The organism is Burkholderia sp. AU45274, from assembly GCF_030482505.1.
Classification (GTDB): domain Bacteria; phylum Pseudomonadota; class Gammaproteobacteria; order Burkholderiales; family Burkholderiaceae; genus Burkholderia.
On record NZ_JAUJQE010000001.1, the window covers coordinates 582,126 to 598,352 of the forward strand.

Consider the following 16,227-nt stretch of genomic DNA (forward strand, 5'->3'; position numbering starts at 1 on the left):
CCGTTCAATGCCGCTCGCCGCGCCAGCGTCCCGGCGCCACGCCGAAGCGCTTCGTGAACGCATGGGTGAACGTGCTTTGATCCGCGAAGCCGACCCTCCCGGCGATATCGACGAGCGGATACCGGCCGTCCGCGAGCAGGATCACGGCCGCGTCGAGCCTGAGCCGCTGCAGGTAGCGATGCGGCGTTTCACCGAACGCGTCGACGAACAGTTGATGAAAGCGGCGCATCCCGTAGCCGCAGTGCGCGGCGAGATCGGCGATGCGCAGCGGCTCCTCGAGCCGTGCGCGCAGCCAGCGGTCGATGCGCGCGAAATCGAGGCCCGAGGCGGGCGCGGCGATGGCGCGTTCGTCGAGCAGCGCGCCACACAGCCGCGCGGCGGCCTGCCACTGGAAACGGTGCGCGGCCGCGTGCCGCGCGTCGTCGGCGGGGGCGTCGAGTTGCGCGGCGGCGGCCGCGATCTGCGCGACCAGCGACGTCAGTGCCGGATCGATCGTCACGGCGCGCGCGCTGTCGAACAGCCGCTGCGGCACCGCGAGCGACGCGAGGGGAAGATTGAGCACGAGCTGGCGGTTCTCGCCGAGGCCCGCGTAATCGTGGCGCGCGCCGGCCGGAACCAGCCACGCGCCGTGCCGGTCGAGCCGCTGGCTGACGCCGTCCACCGCCATCACCATCGCACCGTCGATGCCGAGCACGATCTGGTGAAAGTCGTGCACGTCCGACGCTTCGAGCGTGTCGTAGCGTTGCAGTGCGAGGGTGGGGGACGAAAGGTGTGCCATGGGGCAGGGCGTCAGTCGGCAGCTCGCGTACGGTGTCAGATGTCGAGCAGTTCGACTTCGAACACGAGCGTGGCATTCGGCGGAATCACGCCGCCTGCGCCGCGCGGGCCGTAGCCGAGTTGCGGCGGGATCGTCAGGCGACGCACGCCGCCGACCTTCATGCCTTGCACGCCTTCGTCCCAGCCCTTGATGACCATGCCGCCGCCGAGCACGAACGCGAACGGGTCGTTGCGATCCTTGCTCGAGTCGAATTTCTGACCGTCGGTCAGCCAGCCCGTGTAGTGGACGCTGACCGTCTGGCCGGCTTGTGCTACGTCGCCGGTGCCTTCGGTCAGGTCTTCGTATTTGAGGCCCGATTCGGTCGTGATGACAGACATGACTTCTCCTGAAAAAGGATGGGTAAAACCGCTATTGTAGGCGAGCGCGCAGCGGGCCGCCGCTCGTGGCTGTCGGCCGCTCGCACGTATGTCGCGGGCGGCGCCGGGCCGCCGTGGCCGTGATCGTCCGAAGCGCAAATGGAACGCGCGTTTGAATTTTTCGCGCGCCTCGCGACCGCGGTTGCACCGTGCGAGTGCGACGCGTGTATGAATCGGTGCTACCAGGGCGCGCCGCAGCGTATCGCGTTGCGTCGCCGATTTCCGTGGAACGCCCGCCGCACGAGGCTTTCAGGCCGTCGACGTGACACGGCACGGCGCGGCGCGTAGCGCTCGCGAGCCACCGCGCGCGTTCGAATCCCGCCCGGTCCGCACGCTGTTCGAGCGCCGTTTTTTCCGCCTTTTCGACCGTGCCCTGTTTGGAAGCGCGCATCTACCGCGCGGCTTGCGTGCGCCGCCGCGGGCGGCCTATCTTTACAGCTGTCGATGTCAAGATTTTGGCGGTGCGCGACGCGCCGCCCGGGCCTGCGCCGGCTGCGTCGGACGACGCGCCGGGCCGCTCCGGAACCAGGAGAACGATGAACATGAAGTCAGCCGCTTCCGCCACCGCAGCCGGGATCATGCCGGTGCGCCGCGACCTGCGCTTCGACCTGCCGGTCGAACGCGCGAAGGACTGGCATGGCCTCGGGTCGCACGTGACCCATTTCTTCAACGCGCTGTCGCTGCTGTTCCCGGCCGGTGAGCGTTTCTTCATGGATTCGGTGCGCAACTACCGTGACCGGATCGACGATCCCGTGCTGAATCAGCAGGTGCTCGGCTTCATCGGCCAGGAAGCGATGCACACGCGCGAGCACATCGAGTACAACGAGCTGATGCAGGCGAACCACCTGCCTGCGCGCAAGCTCGACAAGCGCGTCTGGACGGTGCTCGGCTACATGAAGCGCAAGCTGCCGCATTCGGTGCAGCTCGCGCACACGGTCGCGGCGGAGCACTACACGGCGATGCTGGCCGACTGGCTGCTGCGCGACCCGACGCGCCTCGACGGCTCGGTCGAGGGCTACCGCCAGATGTGGATCTGGCACGCGCTCGAGGAAACCGAGCACAAGGCCGTGTCGTTCGACGTCTGGAACACCGCGATGGAACCGGGGCTGCGCCGTTACCTGATCCGCATCGGCGTGTATCTGCTGACGACGCTGACGTTCTGGCCGACCGTATTCCTGATGCATGCGACGCTGCTGTGGCGCGATCGCGGCGCCGGCCATCACGTGCGCGGCATGCTGCGGATGATCGCGTTCCTGTACGGGCCGCGCCGGGGGCTGTTCCCGCGCATCGCCGGCGAATGGCTGAGCTTCTTCCGGCCGGGCTTCCATCCGTGGGATCACGACAATCACCACCATCTGGCGCGGGTCGACGCGCTCGCCGCCGCCTACGGCGAACAGGGCGGCGCACCGGCCGGCCGTGGCCGTGCCAACGCGCCGGCGCCGCTCGCATCGGGCCGCTGAGACCGCCGCTGCGCCGGCAGGCGCGGCATCGGGCCGCGCATGTTGCGTTCGTGCATCAACCGTCTTCTTCTGACGATTGACCGAAATCAATTCGAACCGGCTGCGCGGGCGTCCTGCGGGCCCGTCGACCGGTTGTGCACGCATGCGCGGGCGAGCCGATCCGGCGTGCGCGGCATCGCCCGGGAACGCCATGCGCCAGCACCGGCGCGGCTTTGCGCGCCGCGCAGCCGCCCGTTCAGGGGTCCCGCCGCGTACGCCACCGGGATAACACCCATCTAGCCGCGCACCGGCCGCATCGATATACCGTTCATGACAATGTCCACCTCACGCGCGATTCCTGCACGGGGGGATTTTATTCGGACGGAAATGCGGCCAATATGTCGGTTCGATCGAGGTCCGTCGCGCGTGACGGCGAGCCGGCGCGATACCAACGCCAAGCGGGGAACAACGATGGTTGCTAGGTCACCTGACGCAAACGGGCATGCGGTGCCCGAGATGTCGCATGTGTCCGTCACCGCGCCCGAGGACGGACGCAAGCTGTTCGTGATCATGCGCTCGCCCGATGAGCCGTTGCTTGCGCAACTGCGCGGGCTCGGCTGGGAAATCGCCGTCGCGAAGACGGCCGGCGCCGCGCAGAACATGACCTCCGGCGTGAGCGTCGCCGCTGGTCTGGTCGATTTCACCGGGTTCACGTCGCGCGACTATCCCGCGCTGAAGGCGTGCCTGAGCCAGCCGTCGATCGGCTGGATTTCCATCGCGCAGGCCGGCATCACGATCAGCCCCGCGGTGCGTGAAATGATCCGCAGCTATTGCTTCGATTACGTGACCCTTCCGTTGCCCTACGAATGGATTTCGCACGTGCTCGGCCATGCGCGCGGGATGGCCGCGCTCGATCGCGTCGATGGCGCGGCCTACGCGGCGTCGATCGGCGAACACGGGATGATCGGCAACTGCGAGGCGATGCAGCAGCTGTTCAGCACGATCCGCAAGGTCGCGAAGACCGACGCGAGCGTGTTCATCTCCGGCGAGTCGGGCACTGGCAAGGAGCTGACGGCGCTCGCGATTCACGAGCGCTCCGGTCGCGGCAAGGGGCCGTTCGTCGCGATCAATTGCGGCGCGATTCCGCATCACCTGCTGCAGTCGGAACTGTTCGGCTACGAGCGCGGCGCGTTCACCGGCGCGAACCAGCGGCGCGCGGGCCGGATCGAATCGGCGAACGGCGGCACGCTGTTTCTCGACGAAATCGGCGACATGCCGGTCGAAAGCCAGGCGAGCCTGCTGCGCTTCCTGCAGGAAGGGAAGATCGAGCGGCTCGGCGGGCAGGAATCGATTCCGGTCGACGTACGGATCATCTCGGCCACTCACGTCGACCTCGACGGCGCGGTCGAGGCCGGGCGCTTCCGCGCGGACCTTTATCACCGTCTGTGCGTGCTGCGTATCCACGAGCCGCCGCTGCGCGCACGCGGCAAGGATATCGACATCCTCGCGCACTACGTGCTGCAGAAATTCAAGTCCGACAGCGGCCGCAAGATCAGCGGCTTCACGTCGGCCGCGCTCGACGCGATGCGCCGCTATGAATGGCCGGGCAACGTGCGCGAGCTGATCAACCGCGTGCGGCGCGCGATCGTGATGGCCGAAAGCCGGCTGCTGACGCCGCACGATCTCGGGCTCGAGACGCCGGGCGAAACCGAACCCGTGACGCTCGAACAGGCGCGGGCGCTCGCCGAGCGCACCGCGATCGAGAATGCGCTGCTGCGCAACGATCACCGCATCAACAAGGCCGCGGCCGAACTCGGCATTTCACGCGTGACGCTCTACCGGATGATGATCGAGCACGGGCTGAACGATCACGACAACAACGGCGGGAACGGCGACAACGGCGGGCACGACGGCGCGCCGTCCGGCGACGCGGGGCATCAGCGGGTCGGCTGAGCGGCGCATGCGTGACGCGTGAGCCGCTTCAGCGATAGGTCCAGAGCCGGTGCAGCACGAACGTGACCGGCGGCACGCACAGCACGACCGCGACGATGCTCCACGCGCGGGCGAGGCCGAGCGTTTCGGTGGCGTGCGCCAGCAGCATCGTCATGCCGAGGCCGGCCAGCGCGACGGCGAGAAAGCGCACGAAGTTGCCCCACGTCACCGGCGACGAAAAACTCCACAGCGTGTTGGCGAGATACGAGAACGCGGTCGAGCACGCGAACGCGATCGCGTTCGCGCTTACCGGCGTCGCGTCGAACAGCGCGAACATCGCGGCCGCGATCAGCGCATGCAGCGCGGTCGAACCGACGCCCGACACCCCGAAGCGAATCAGCCTGGCGCGTTCGGCGGTATAGAGGGTGCGGATCATCGGGTGCGGTCGTTCGGGTGATGGGGCGGCGTGTGGGCGGTGTCGTGAGGGCGCCGGCGCAAACATGACGCGCGCCGGTTTCGCAGTATAGCGATGCCGCCGGCCGATGGATGCGCGGACAACCTGCGGCTCCCGTGCCGCCTGCGCCATGTAAAGCGCATGAAACATTTTCGCCTCGACGGTCACGCAAATTGGCGCGGGAAATCGGGGTGAACGGCCGGCACCCGTCGGTAAAAATGTCGCGCTGCATTGTTCAGCCTTATCCGGCAAGGCAGGGCTGCGACGCAGCCAGCTGCAGTCCGCGCGCCGCGTGTTTCAGTTTCGTAACTTCCCGCCTTTCGCACCCGTTCCGGCCACCACGCTGCCCGGTCAACCCCTTGTCCGGACGGGCTCGCGCGACGCTGGCCCGCTCCTTGCGACAGTGGGCGTGCGAAAGTCGACGATGCACGGTCCGTCCGGTTCGGCAGCGAACCCTGTCAGTACCGGCCAGGACACAGTCCGCGGGGATGCGGCGACGGCGCGCGGCACGACAGCTGCGTTCCGGCGAGCACGGAGTGTCGTCGCCTGATCGTCGGGGCACCGGTCGAGTCCGGTTGCCGGAACAACCATCAGATTGATACGGGGAAGAAAAATGATCGATCGCCACACGCCGCGGCCGGCAGGCCGCGATCGCAGTGATTCGGAGCATCGCCGGTCGAACGTCGTTCTTGCAGCCGGCCGGCATGCATCGACAGGCCATCTCTCCGCGCCCGGTGCGAGGCGGATCCGGTTGATTGCCGGTCATCCGCGCCGGGTCGGCACTTTCCTGCACGCGAACCCGATTCGCAAGGGCATGTGCACACGGGCGCCGGTACCTCGACGCCCGGTCTTCGCCTACTGACTGAAGCCGCACGATATCCGTTCGCGCGAGGCATCGTCCCCGCGGACGATCAATCTGCAATCCGAATGAAATGCGAAGCGTCGTGCGATGTGTGCGACGGATGAAGCATTCGATGCGACGGCAAACGGCGTTACGCCGGTGCCGTCCGGTGGTGAGGGGAGGGGCGGTCGGACGCGCGCGACGGGTGTGGCGCCCGTACGCGCGCGACGCCGTTTCAGCCGCCGTAGATGTCGAAGTCGAAGTACTTGGACGCGAGCCGCTTGTAGGTGCCGTCCTTGACCATCTCGAGGATGGCGCCGTCGATCTTCGCCTTCAGGTCGGTGTCCTCCTTGCGCAGCCCGATGCCGGCGCCGATGCCGAGCACCTTCTCGTCGACGAGCTCGGGGCCGACGAACGAGTAGTTCGCGCCGCGCGGCGATTTCAGGAACCCGATGGCCGCCTGCACTTCATCCTGCAGTGCCGCGTCGAGGCGGCCCGAGGTCAGGTCCGCGTACACGCCGTCCTGGTTCTGGTACGACACGACGTTCGCGCCTTGCTTGCCCCAGTACGCCTTCGCATACGTTTCCTGCGTCGTGCCCTGTTCGACGCCGATCGATTTGCCCTTCAGCGATTCGGCCGTCGGCAGCAGCGGCGAGCCCTTCTTCACGACGAGCCGCGTCGGCTGGTTGTAGATCTTCGTCGTGAAGCCGATCTGCTGCGCACGCTGCGGCGTAATCGACATCGACGACAGCACCGCATCGAACTTCTTCGCCTTCAGCGCCGGAATCATCCCGTCGAAATCGTTCTCGAGCCACACGCACTTCGCCTTCAGGCGCGCGCAGATCTCGTTGCCGAGGTCGATGTCGAAGCCGACGAGCTTGCCGTCCGGCGCCTTCGACTCGAACGGCGCGTAGCTGGCATCGGTGCCGAAGCGGATCGTGGTCCAGTCCTTCGCGACGGCGGGGCCTGCGGATACCGCGAGCAGGGCGATCGAAACAGCGGCAATCAGTCTCTTCATGGTGCGTTCCTTGGCGGGGTGCTTCCGGTTTCTGTGCGACACGGTTTCACGGATACGAACCGCGTCTGCGCGCGGTGTCCGCACGGCCATTAACGCAGAAAATAAAATCAGAGTCCAGAATGGACAAAAAATATCGTTTTGTCGGATGGGCGGATCGATCGGCGGGTCTCGACCCTTGCAAAAATACGAAAATGGACTAATCTTGTTAGTAAATTCGTTTCGAGACTAACGATCATGTCACGGCCCGCTTATGAATCGCACTCCGCCTCGCCGCAGGCCTCGGTCGCGCAGATGTCGGCGGCCGGCCTGCGCGCGTTTTTCAACATCGCACGCGACTGGGAACTGACGATCGACGAGCAGATCGTGCTGCTCGGGTCGCCCGGCCGTTCGACGTTCTTCAAGTGGAAGGCCACGCCGGAATCGGCGCGGCTGCCGCGCGATACGCTCGAACGGCTATCGCTGTTGCTCGGCATCTACAAGGCGCTGCAGATCCTGCTGCCGCAGCCGGCCGCGGCCGATGCGTGGGTCAAGCGGCCGAACGACGCGGCGCCGTTCGGCGGCAAGCGCGCACTCGACCGGATGCTCGCCGGCAACGTCGGCGATCTGGTCGCCGTCCGGCAATATCTCGACGCGATGCGAGGTGGCTGGGCGTGACCATGCCGATCCAAGCACAACAATGGCCCACGACCGCGGTCGACTGGGCGCCAGCCTATCGCGTGATCCCCACCCGTTTCCCGGCGATCAACCTGTTCGACCGCGTAGCCTCGGCGGACGATTTCGACGCGCTTTACGCACTCGAATCGCTGACCAACGACCGCATCCGCAACGAAGTCGGCACACTGGACCTCGTGCCGCCCGCCGAGCGCCGCTACGGGCAGGGCTGGGGGCCGATCATGGCCGCGTTCACGCACCTGAATCCGCAGGGCAGCCGCTTTTCCGACGGCAGCTACGGCGTGTTCTACTGCGCGCGTTCGCGCGATACGGCGATCGCCGAAACGCGGTATCACAGCGCGTTGTTCCTGGAAGCGACCAAGGAGCCGCCGATGCGCCAGCAAATGCGGCTCTATACGGTGATCGCGCAGGGCGACGTGGCCGACATCCGCGCGTGGCCGAAACGCGATCCGGCGCTGCTGCATCCGCTCGATTACAGCGCCGGGCAGGCGCTTGGTCGCGCGGTGCGCAATGCGGGCGGTGCGGGCATCGTCTATCCGTCGGTGCGCGACCCGCGCGGCGAGTGCCTGGCGGCGTTCCGCACCGCGCTGCTGCGCGACTGCCATCACGCGGCCTACCTCGAATACAACTGGAACGGCTCGGCCGTCGATGCGGTGTTCGAACTGAACCAGGTCGGCTAGGGGCCGCTCGCGGGCGTCAGTACCTATCAGCCCCTGTCGGCGCCTCAAGGCAGCGGCCAGTCGCCCGCGTGGCGTTCGCGTGCCTCGGCCTGCGTCATCGACCAGGTGCGCCCGGTGCGCGGCTCGGCGAGCGTGAGTCGCCCGGCCGGTGCGAACGCGCCCGTGTCGATGAACCACTGCGCGCCGATCCGCTGTGGCGCGCGCACCGGCGTGTGCCCGGTGCAGGTCAGCGACAGCCCGGCCTGCCGCGCCGGATCGGCGAGCCCCTGGACGAGATCGCGGCCCCACATCAGCCGCTCGCGCACGTCGTGCGCATAGCTGCCGGTGTCGAGATCGGCGTCCGAGCCGAAGAATTCCGCATGCAGCACGTTGAAGCGCCCGGGGCCGTCGCCGATCACCCGCACCAGCGGCAGCGCGTCGACGCGTGCCGCATGCGCGTGCAGCCGTTCCGGCGGCAGGTCGGCACCCCAGTCGCCGCCGATCCCGCGCCACGCGTCGGGCGACAGCTTGCCGCGCGCCACGAGGCTCAGCACTTCCTCGTGATTGCCGCGCACGACGTGGCACCACGGGCGGTCGAGCAGGTCGAGCGTGGTTTCGGAGGCCGGGCCGCGGTCGACGAGGTCGCCGACCGAGAACAGGCGGTCGCGGGCCGGATCGAAGCGGATGTCGTGCAGCAGCGCGCGCAGCACATCCACGCAGCCGTGCAGGTCGCCGACGACGAAGTCGCGGCCGACCGTGTTCGCCGGATGGTGGCAGAGGGGGGCGGTGGCAGTCATCCCAATATCTTAGGCGCTCGCGCCCCCATCGCCACGTCACGATGGAATGACGATAATCGGGGCAATACCCGCCGGTACGGCGCGGCGGTATGTCCCGCGCGCCGGCCGAATCCTTTCCATTTGCTTTCGGAATCACATGATGACGCTTTATCCGCAGGTATTACGCAACCGGCCGCGCATGGTCGCGGCGTTCGTCGCCGGCTTGCTGTGCGCGGTGCTGCTGCCGTTTTCGCTGCGTCCGACCGTGCGTGCGCTGATCGGCTGGGATTGCGCGATCTGGCTGTATCTCTTGCTGATGTGGGTGCGCATGATTACCGCGCACCATCACCAGGTGCGCGAAATCGCGATCCGCGAGGATGAAAACGCGACGACCGTGCTGACCGTCGTGTGCCTTGCAACCGTCGCGAGCGTCGCCGCGATCGCGATCGAACTCGCGACCGCCAAGAGCGTCGGCTTCAGCGCGGGGCTCAGCCATTACGCGATCACGGGCGCGACGCTGTTCGGCGCGTGGTTCCTGATCCCGACGATCTTCACGCTGCACTATGCGCGGCTCTATTACGGCTCGCCGAGCAACGATCGCGCGCTGCGCTTTCCGGACAAGAACCCCGAACCCGATTACTGGGATTTCCTGTATTTCGCGTTCACGCTCGCGGTCGCGTCGCAGACGGCCGACGTGTCGCTGGCGAACCGTTCCGCGCGACGCTCGGTGCTCGCGCAGTCGATCCTGTCGTTCTACTTCAACATGGCCGTGCTCGGGCTGTCGATCAACGTCGCGGCGGGCCTGCTGAGCTGACGCAGGCCACGGCCATTCGCAGCGTTACTTGAGCAGGTCGTACGGGCCGCCGCGTTCCAGCGCCCGCTGGTACGCGGGCCGTGCGTGGATCGCGTCGAGAAAGCGCGCGATCGCGGGATACCGGCTGCCGCCCCCGCGCGCGGTCGCGGCTTCGAGCGGAAAGCTCATCTGGATGTCGGCTGCGCTGAAACCGTCGCCGACGAACCAGCCGGTGCGGCCCAACGTGTCGTCGACATGCCCGAGATGCAGGGCGATCTGCGGATCGACGAAGCTCGACTGCAGCGTGTCGGCGATCTTGCGCGCGATCGGCCGGGCGAAGAACGGCATCGGCGCGTGCGCGATCCGCAGCGCGACGAGCTTGAGCAGCAGCGGCGGCATCGCCGACCCTTCCGCGTAGTGCAGCCAGTACGTGTAGTCGTGCCGCGCCGGCGTGCCGGGCGGCGGCGCGAGGCGCCCGTTGCCGTAGCGTTCGACCAGGTATTCGATGATCGCGCCCGATTCGGCGTACGTGCGGCCGTCGTCGGTGACGACCGGCGACTTGCCGAGCGGATGGATCGCGCGCAACTCGGGCGGCGCCAGCATCGTCTTCGGATCGCGCGCGTAGCGCACGATCTCGTACGGCACATCCAGTTCTTCGAGCAGCCAGAGCACGCGCTGCGAGCGCGAGTTGTTCAGGTGATGGACGGTGAGCATGTCGACGCCGGGAGTGGGGGCGGGAACGACATCATACCCAGCGCGGAGGGCGCATACGCGAAACGCGTTGCGCGCCGTGACGAACGGCGTCTGGCCGACCGCGCCTGGCCGGCCACCCCGCGCCATCACGCGCGCCGCACCGCGATCCACGCACCCCAGAACAGGCTCGCGAAAAAGCGCAGCGGCGCATCGAAGCCCGCATCGCGCAGCAGGCCGAACACCGCTTCCTCGGACGCGGGCGGATCGGCGCCCTGCAGGATCTTCGCGAGTTGCGCGCGCACGGCGTCGGGCGTCGCACCTTTCATGCGCCAGCGCTGCTGCCATGCGTCGAGCAGGCGCGGGTGGTCCGCGTAGCGGCGATGGTTGCCGGCGAGCACGAGCGGCGCGCCGGGTTTCAGGCGCCGCGCGATCGCATGCAGCAGCGCCGCCTTCGCTGCGTCGCCGGGGACGTGGTGCAGCACGCCGATCAGCGTCGCGCCGTCGAACGCGGGCGTGTCGGGCAACGCATCGACACCGTCCTCGACGAACGCCGTGCGTGCGCCGAAACCCGCGGCCTCGACGTTCGAGCGCGCGAGCGCGAGCATCGGCGCGGACGGGTCGACGGCCGTGAACTGCCAGCCCGGCTCGAGCGCGGCCGCCACGCAGATTTCCTGCCCGGTGCCGCCCGCGCCCGCGACGAGGATCCGCGCGTCGGGCGCCGCGATCGCCGACGCGAGCATGCACGCGGTGAGTTCGTGGCAGGCATCGTAGCCGGCGAGTGCGATGCGGGATTGCTCGGCGTATTCGTGCGCGCGTGCCGGATCGAATTTGGCGGCGCTGGCGGGAAGCGACATGGCGGGTTCCTCGGGTCGGGCGCGGACGTCGTGTCCGCGAGCATGGCGCAGAGCGTAAGCGTGCGCGGCCGGTGCAACAAGGCGAGCAGCCATTCCGGTATGGCTGCTACCCGACTCGTCGGGACCGGCGGGATTGCGGGTTTTCCCCGGGGTCGATTCGTATTTAAAAATGTCCGGATGCGATGCATCGCGGTAGCGAATCCGGCGCATACTCGGTTCTCTCCCCCCGCCTGGCCGTCGCATGCCGGGCCCCTATGCGCCGCGCCCCGCTGGCGCGGCCATGCCGCTCGGTACGCACGAGGAGCGCATGATGTCCGATTGTCCGCACGATCCGTATGCGCAGCACTACATTCACTGCTTGCCGTTCGGCGCCCAGCCCTGTGGCGCGCTCTGCGCGACGCCGCGCACGCATTTTCGCGTGTGGGCGCCGGGCAGCACGCAGGTCCAGCTCGAACTCGATACCGGCTTCGGCCCGTTGCTCGTCCCGATGACGGCGGCCGGCACGAACTGGTTCGAAGTCTTTGCCGATTGCGGTGCGGGTGCGCTTTATCGCTATCGCCTCGACGATGCGGTATCGATTCCCGATCCCGCGTCGCGCTCGCAACCCGAAGGGCTCAACGGCCCGAGCGAGGTCATCGATCCGCGCGCGTTCACGTGGCGCAACACGTTCTGGCACGGGCGCGCATGGGAAGACATCGCGCTCTATGCGATTCGCCCGCACGCGGTGGGCGGCTTCGACGGCGTGCGCCGGCGCCTGCCGCAACTCGCGCGGCTCGGCGTGACCGCGCTGGAACTGCTCGCGTCGCCGCACGACAGCCTGCCGTTCGCGCCGCTCGCGGCCGAAGGCGGCCCCGACGCGCTGAAGGCGCTGATCGACGACGCGCACGGCTACGGTCTCGCGGTGTTGCTGGAACTCGATTACGCGCGCTTCGGCAGCGGCACCGAGGCGCTGCGCCACTACGCGGCGCCGTTCTTCCATACGCGTGACGATCCGCTCCAGGCGCCGCCGCTCGCGCTCGATCATCCGGAAGTCTGCGATTTCTTCTGCGACAACGCGCTGTACTGGATCGACGAGTACCGTTGCGACGGGCTGCGCCTGCGCGAGGCCGACCGGATCGGCGTGTCGTGGCTGCGCGAGATCGCGGATCGTGTGCGCGCGGCCGTGCCGGCCGACCGGCTGATCCATCTCGTCCTCGGCAGCGAGCGGCATCCGGCGCATCTTGCCGATACCCATTTCGATGCGCAGTGGAACGGCTGCGGCGAACGCGCGCTGCATCGGCTGACGGGGCGCGATACGTCGGCCCACGAAGGCATTTCCATGCACCAGTCGATCCACACGCTCGCCCGCGCGCTGACCGCGGCCGGGGCCGCATTCCAGCCGGCCGGGTCGGGAGAAGGCATGGCTGCCGACAGCGGGCTGTCGTTGACGTCGCTGGTGCTGTCCGATGGCGCGTGGCGCGACAGCGGACAGGGCGACCACGGGCAGGCGGCCGGTCTGGCCGCACTTGCGCTGTCGCTGCTCACGCCGCAGATCCCGTTGATCTTCGACGAAACCGCGCGCGATGCCGATCGCGCGCATTTCGTGCAGTCGGCGCTCGCGGTGCGCGCGAAGCTGATCGCGCCGCGATTGTCCGATTGCCGGCCGCAGGAGGCGCGTGCGCTGAAGTCGGACGGCGACGGCGATGCCGACGCGCTGCTCGCATCCTGGCGGCTCGCCGACGACGAGACGCTGACGATCGCGTTGAACCTGTCGCCCGACGCGGTGCCGTTCGATGCGCCCAGAGGGCGGGTCGTGTTCGAGACGCCGGCACGGGCGCGCGACCGGGTCGATGAAGGGGTGTTGCCGCCATATGCGCTCGTCGCGTGGCTGACGGGTGACGTCAACCGGTATGCGCTCACGCACGATGCGCGTCGTATCGATGACGGCGCCTGGCGCGGCATGCGTCCGAACCTGAACGCATGACGACGTGAGCGGGTAAGCGTTTGAGCGGCCGGGCGCATCTGCGCCCGGCTGCACCGCAGGGCAATCTCCGAACTACCAGAACCCGCGAATGCCTGCGATGCCGTAGGCGCCGTGGCGGCGTGCATCGTCGAGGTGGGTACGTGTCATGCCGCCGAGCGCGAAGACGGGCAGGGCGGCCTCGGCGGCCAGCGCGCCGAACTGTGCCCAGCCGAGCGTCGGCGCACCGGGATGGCTGAGCGTCGGCAACACGGGCGACAGCGTGACGAAATCCGCGCCGGCGCGCGCGGCCAGCAGCAAGTCGTCGCGCGTGTGGCAGGCGGCGGACACCCAGCGTCCGGCCGGCAACGGCCGCTGCGTGGCGGCGCGCAACGCGGTGCCGTCGAGATGCCAGCCGGCGCCGTCGAGCCGCATCACGCCGGCCGCATCGATCGGCCCGTTCAGCATCAGGTGCGCGCCGGCCGCGTCGCAGCGCGCGAGCGCTTCGACGGCGAGTCGCGCGAACGCGGCTGCATCGAGCGACTTCACGCGCAGTTGCACGAGCGTCTCGCCGCGCGCGAGCACGGCCGACAGCCGGTCGAGGAACGCCGCGCAATCGGCCGCCGACGCGGACGCCGGCTCCGGCGTGATCACGCAGCAGCGCGGCAGCGTGGCGTTCATCGCGTGGGGCGCAGCGCGGCCGTCATTCGTCGGCCTCTTTCGAGATCTTCGGGTAGACGCGCACGAGCACGATGCGCGGCCCGTTCATCTTTTTCACGACGACGTCGAAGCGGTCGAACGACACGCGCTGCCCTTCGGTCGGCAGGTCGCTGAGCGCCTGGATCACGAGGCCGCCGACCGATTCCGCACGGCCTTCGTCGATGTCGATGCCGAGCGCCTGTTCGAGCGACACGACGGGCAGGCTGCCCTTGCCCATCAGCGTGCCGTCGTCGAGGCGGCTCCAGTCGGCGTCGCCCTGGCGGAACTCGTCGTGGATCTGGCCGACCAGCGCGCCGAGCAGGTTGTCGAGCGTCAGGAAGCCGATCGGCTTCTCGCCCTTGTTGCCGACCAGCGCGAAGTGCGGCGCGCCCTTGCGGAAGCGGCGGAACAGGTCGAGCGCCGGCGTGTCGGGCCGCACGTACTGCACGGGGCGGACGTAGTCCGACAGGTCTTCCAGCGCCGCACCCGCGTGACGCGCGAGCAGCAGGTCCTTCAGGTGGATCAGCCCGCTCACCTGTTCGCGCGACGCATCCTCGAACAGCGGATAGCGGCTGAAGCGGTGTCGCGCGACGATCTCCATGTTGTCGGGCAGCGGCAGGTCGCGGCGCAGGCCGATCATTTCATGGGCCGGCCGCATCAGGTCCGACACGGTCATCGACGAAAAGTCGAGCGAATGCGCGAGCGTGTTCCACTCGTCATTGCTGTACGTGCCGCGCGCCGGCTGGGCCGGGTTGCCGGCCGTGCTGCGGCGGCTGCGCAGGATCAGCTTCAGCTCGTCGGTCGAGTAGTGGGCGTCGCTGCCGTGGTCGGCGGACAGCCCCGCGAGCCGCAGCACCGCGTTGGCGCTGTTGTTGAGCACCCAGATCGCCGGATACATCGCCCAGTAGAACGCATAGAGCGGCAGCGCGACCCACAGGCCGACCTTCTCCGGCTGGCGGATCGCCATCGATTTCGGCGCCAGCTCGCCGACGACGATGTGCAGGAACGAGATCAGCGAGAACGCGAACACCAGCGAGATCAGGTGCACGACGCGTTCGGATTCCACGCCGATCAGGTCGAGCAGCGGGCCGAGCAGTTGCGCGAAGGCCGGTTCGCCGACCCAGCCGAGGCCGAGCGACGCAAGCGTGATGCCGAGCTGGCACGCGGAAAGATACGCGTCGAGCCGGCCGTGCACGATGCCGAGGATGCGGCCGCGCAGGCCGTGCTTGCGGGCCAGTGTCTTGACGCGCGTGGCGCGCAGTTTGACGAGGCCGAATTCGGCCGCAACGAAGAACCCGTTCAGGGCCACCAGGAACAACGCGCCGATGAGCGCGAAGATCTGTAACAAAGAAACACTCCGGTTATGACAGGCCCGTCAGTATAGAGCCAGAAAGGAATTTGTAATGTGTCGTGCGGCCGATTGCTTACACCGGCGCCTCACCGGGGACGGAGAGCGTGAGGGTGGCCGTGGCGCCGTCGACGAACGCGTCGTGCGCGAACGTGCCGCCGTGTGCGAGCGCGACGCGCTGGCAAAGCGCGAGCGTCCAGGCGACGCGCTTGGCGTCGCGCTCGCGCAGCATCTCGCGTCGTGCGAACGATTCGAATGCGTGCGGTTGCGCGGGATCGGCGAGCGTGTCGGCGTTCACGGTGCACGTGGCGCGCGCGGTGAACTGCAGGCCGTCGCGCGTGCACGCAAACGTCACGCGGCTGCCGGCGGCGCTGGCTTCGACCGCGGCGGTGAGCATCGTCCAGAGCGCCTGTGCGATGCGTTCGCGGTCGGCGGTCAGCGACGGTTCGCCGTCCGGCAGCGTCGCGTCGAGCGCGACCTGCCGTGCGTCGGCGAGCGCGAAACGGGCGAGCGCGATCGTGTCGTCGAGCAGCGCGCGCAGCGCGAACGGCTGCGGCTTGACGGCGAGCGTGCGCGTTTCGGCGCGCGGCGCGTCGAGCACGTCGTCGATCAGCGCAACCTGCTGGTCGATGCCCGTGCGGATGCCCGCGAGCGCGCGCTGCAGGTTCGGATCGGCGTTGGCGAGCTGGCGCTCGAGCACGTACGCCCAGCTATGCATCGCGTTCAGCGGGCTGCGCAGGTCGTGCGACGCGGTGGAGAGCGCCTGGTCGCGCAGGAACAGCGCCGCCTGGGTGGCGTAATGCGCTGCGCGTTCGCGCAGCAGGTCGGCGGCGGGATCGACGGTAGTGGACGTCACGGAGCTGGCCTGTCGGAAGCGGTTGGCGTGGAAGTCACGCGAACCGTCATTATAGGGACG

At 68.3% G+C, this 16,227-nt stretch carries 16 protein-coding genes; 6 read left to right on the plus strand and 10 right to left on the minus strand.

Going from position 1 to position 16,227, the window contains the following annotated elements:
* Positions 1–4: 4 nt before the first annotated feature.
* A complete protein-coding gene (locus QZM35_RS02700) occupies positions 5–778 on the minus strand; it encodes an AraC family transcriptional regulator (protein WP_089432347.1) in 774 nt (257 codons plus the stop codon).
* 35 nt (positions 779–813) lie between these two features.
* Entirely contained in the window at positions 814–1,155 is a 342-nt protein-coding gene (locus tag QZM35_RS02705; RefSeq protein WP_011355854.1) for an FKBP-type peptidyl-prolyl cis-trans isomerase, read from the minus strand.
* A gap of 581 nt (positions 1,156–1,736) precedes the next feature.
* On the opposite strand from QZM35_RS02705, the gene QZM35_RS02710 reads away from it, so the two are divergent.
* Positions 1,737–2,654, plus strand: a complete 918-nt coding sequence (locus QZM35_RS02710; RefSeq protein ID WP_301775353.1) for a metal-dependent hydrolase — start codon at positions 1,737–1,739, stop codon at positions 2,652–2,654.
* Positions 2,655–3,104: 450 nt separating this feature from the next.
* The gene (locus QZM35_RS02715) at positions 3,105–4,586 is read left to right on the plus strand and encodes a sigma-54 dependent transcriptional regulator (protein WP_089432348.1); all 1,482 of its coding nucleotides are present in this window, start codon (positions 3,105–3,107) and stop codon (positions 4,584–4,586) included.
* 28 nt (positions 4,587–4,614) lie between these two features.
* Here the strand turns inward: QZM35_RS02715 and QZM35_RS02720 are convergent, their stop codons facing one another.
* Both QZM35_RS02720 and QZM35_RS02725 read right to left on the minus strand, forming a co-directional pair.
* On the minus strand, positions 4,615–5,001 hold the full coding sequence (locus QZM35_RS02720) for a GtrA family protein (protein WP_089428031.1): 387 nt from the start codon (positions 4,999–5,001) through the stop codon (positions 4,615–4,617).
* A gap of 1,094 nt (positions 5,002–6,095) precedes the next feature.
* Positions 6,096–6,878: an ABC transporter substrate-binding protein gene (locus QZM35_RS02725; RefSeq protein ID WP_089428030.1), complete on the minus strand. Its 783-nt coding sequence runs from the start codon at positions 6,876–6,878 to the stop codon at positions 6,096–6,098.
* 234 nt (positions 6,879–7,112) lie between these two features.
* Here QZM35_RS02725 and QZM35_RS02730 point away from each other — a divergent pair, with 234 nt between their 5' ends.
* Both QZM35_RS02730 and QZM35_RS02735 read left to right on the plus strand, forming a co-directional pair.
* A complete protein-coding gene (locus QZM35_RS02730) occupies positions 7,113–7,532 on the plus strand; it encodes an MbcA/ParS/Xre antitoxin family protein (protein WP_089428029.1) in 420 nt (139 codons plus the stop codon).
* Positions 7,533–7,534: 2 nt separating this feature from the next.
* Complete coding sequence (locus QZM35_RS02735) at positions 7,535–8,230, plus strand: RES family NAD+ phosphorylase (RefSeq protein WP_089432349.1); 696 nt, start codon at positions 7,535–7,537, stop codon at positions 8,228–8,230.
* A gap of 44 nt (positions 8,231–8,274) precedes the next feature.
* Here QZM35_RS02735 and QZM35_RS02740 read toward each other — a convergent pair whose 3' ends face one another.
* A complete protein-coding gene (locus QZM35_RS02740; RefSeq protein WP_089432350.1) occupies positions 8,275–9,006 on the minus strand; it encodes a metallophosphoesterase in 732 nt (243 codons plus the stop codon).
* Between the two features lie 139 nt (positions 9,007–9,145).
* Here QZM35_RS02740 and QZM35_RS02745 point away from each other — a divergent pair, with 139 nt between their 5' ends.
* Complete coding sequence (locus QZM35_RS02745) at positions 9,146–9,799, plus strand: DUF1345 domain-containing protein (RefSeq protein WP_089433271.1); 654 nt, start codon at positions 9,146–9,148, stop codon at positions 9,797–9,799.
* Positions 9,800–9,823: 24 nt separating this feature from the next.
* On the opposite strand, the gene QZM35_RS02750 is transcribed toward QZM35_RS02745, so the two are convergent.
* Together QZM35_RS02750 and QZM35_RS02755 are read right to left on the minus strand one after the other, a co-directional pair.
* Positions 9,824–10,492, minus strand: coding sequence for a glutathione S-transferase (locus tag QZM35_RS02750; RefSeq protein ID WP_089432351.1), 669 nt, complete (start codon positions 10,490–10,492; stop codon positions 9,824–9,826).
* Between the two features lie 125 nt (positions 10,493–10,617).
* Positions 10,618–11,325 carry a class I SAM-dependent methyltransferase gene (locus QZM35_RS02755; RefSeq protein ID WP_089432352.1) on the minus strand — a complete coding sequence of 236 codons (708 nt, stop codon included), beginning with the start codon at positions 11,323–11,325 and terminating at the stop codon, positions 10,618–10,620.
* Positions 11,326–11,635: 310 nt separating this feature from the next.
* On the opposite strand from QZM35_RS02755, the gene QZM35_RS02760 reads away from it, so the two are divergent.
* A complete protein-coding gene (locus tag QZM35_RS02760) occupies positions 11,636–13,288 on the plus strand; it encodes a DUF3459 domain-containing protein (protein ID WP_089433272.1) in 1,653 nt (550 codons plus the stop codon).
* A 72-nt stretch (positions 13,289–13,360) separates the two neighbouring features.
* Here QZM35_RS02760 and QZM35_RS02765 read toward each other — a convergent pair whose 3' ends face one another.
* From QZM35_RS02765 to QZM35_RS02775, 3 genes are all read right to left on the minus strand, one after another.
* Positions 13,361–13,945, minus strand: a complete 585-nt coding sequence (locus QZM35_RS02765; protein WP_089432353.1) for a thiamine phosphate synthase — start codon at positions 13,943–13,945, stop codon at positions 13,361–13,363.
* Positions 13,946–13,967: 22 nt separating this feature from the next.
* Complete coding sequence (locus QZM35_RS02770; protein ID WP_089428023.1) at positions 13,968–15,311, minus strand: hemolysin family protein; 1,344 nt, start codon at positions 15,309–15,311, stop codon at positions 13,968–13,970.
* Between the two features lie 76 nt (positions 15,312–15,387).
* Positions 15,388–16,167, minus strand: coding sequence for a sensor histidine kinase KdpD (locus tag QZM35_RS02775; RefSeq protein WP_089432354.1), 780 nt, complete (start codon positions 16,165–16,167; stop codon positions 15,388–15,390).
* Between the last annotated feature and the right edge of the window lie 60 nt (positions 16,168–16,227).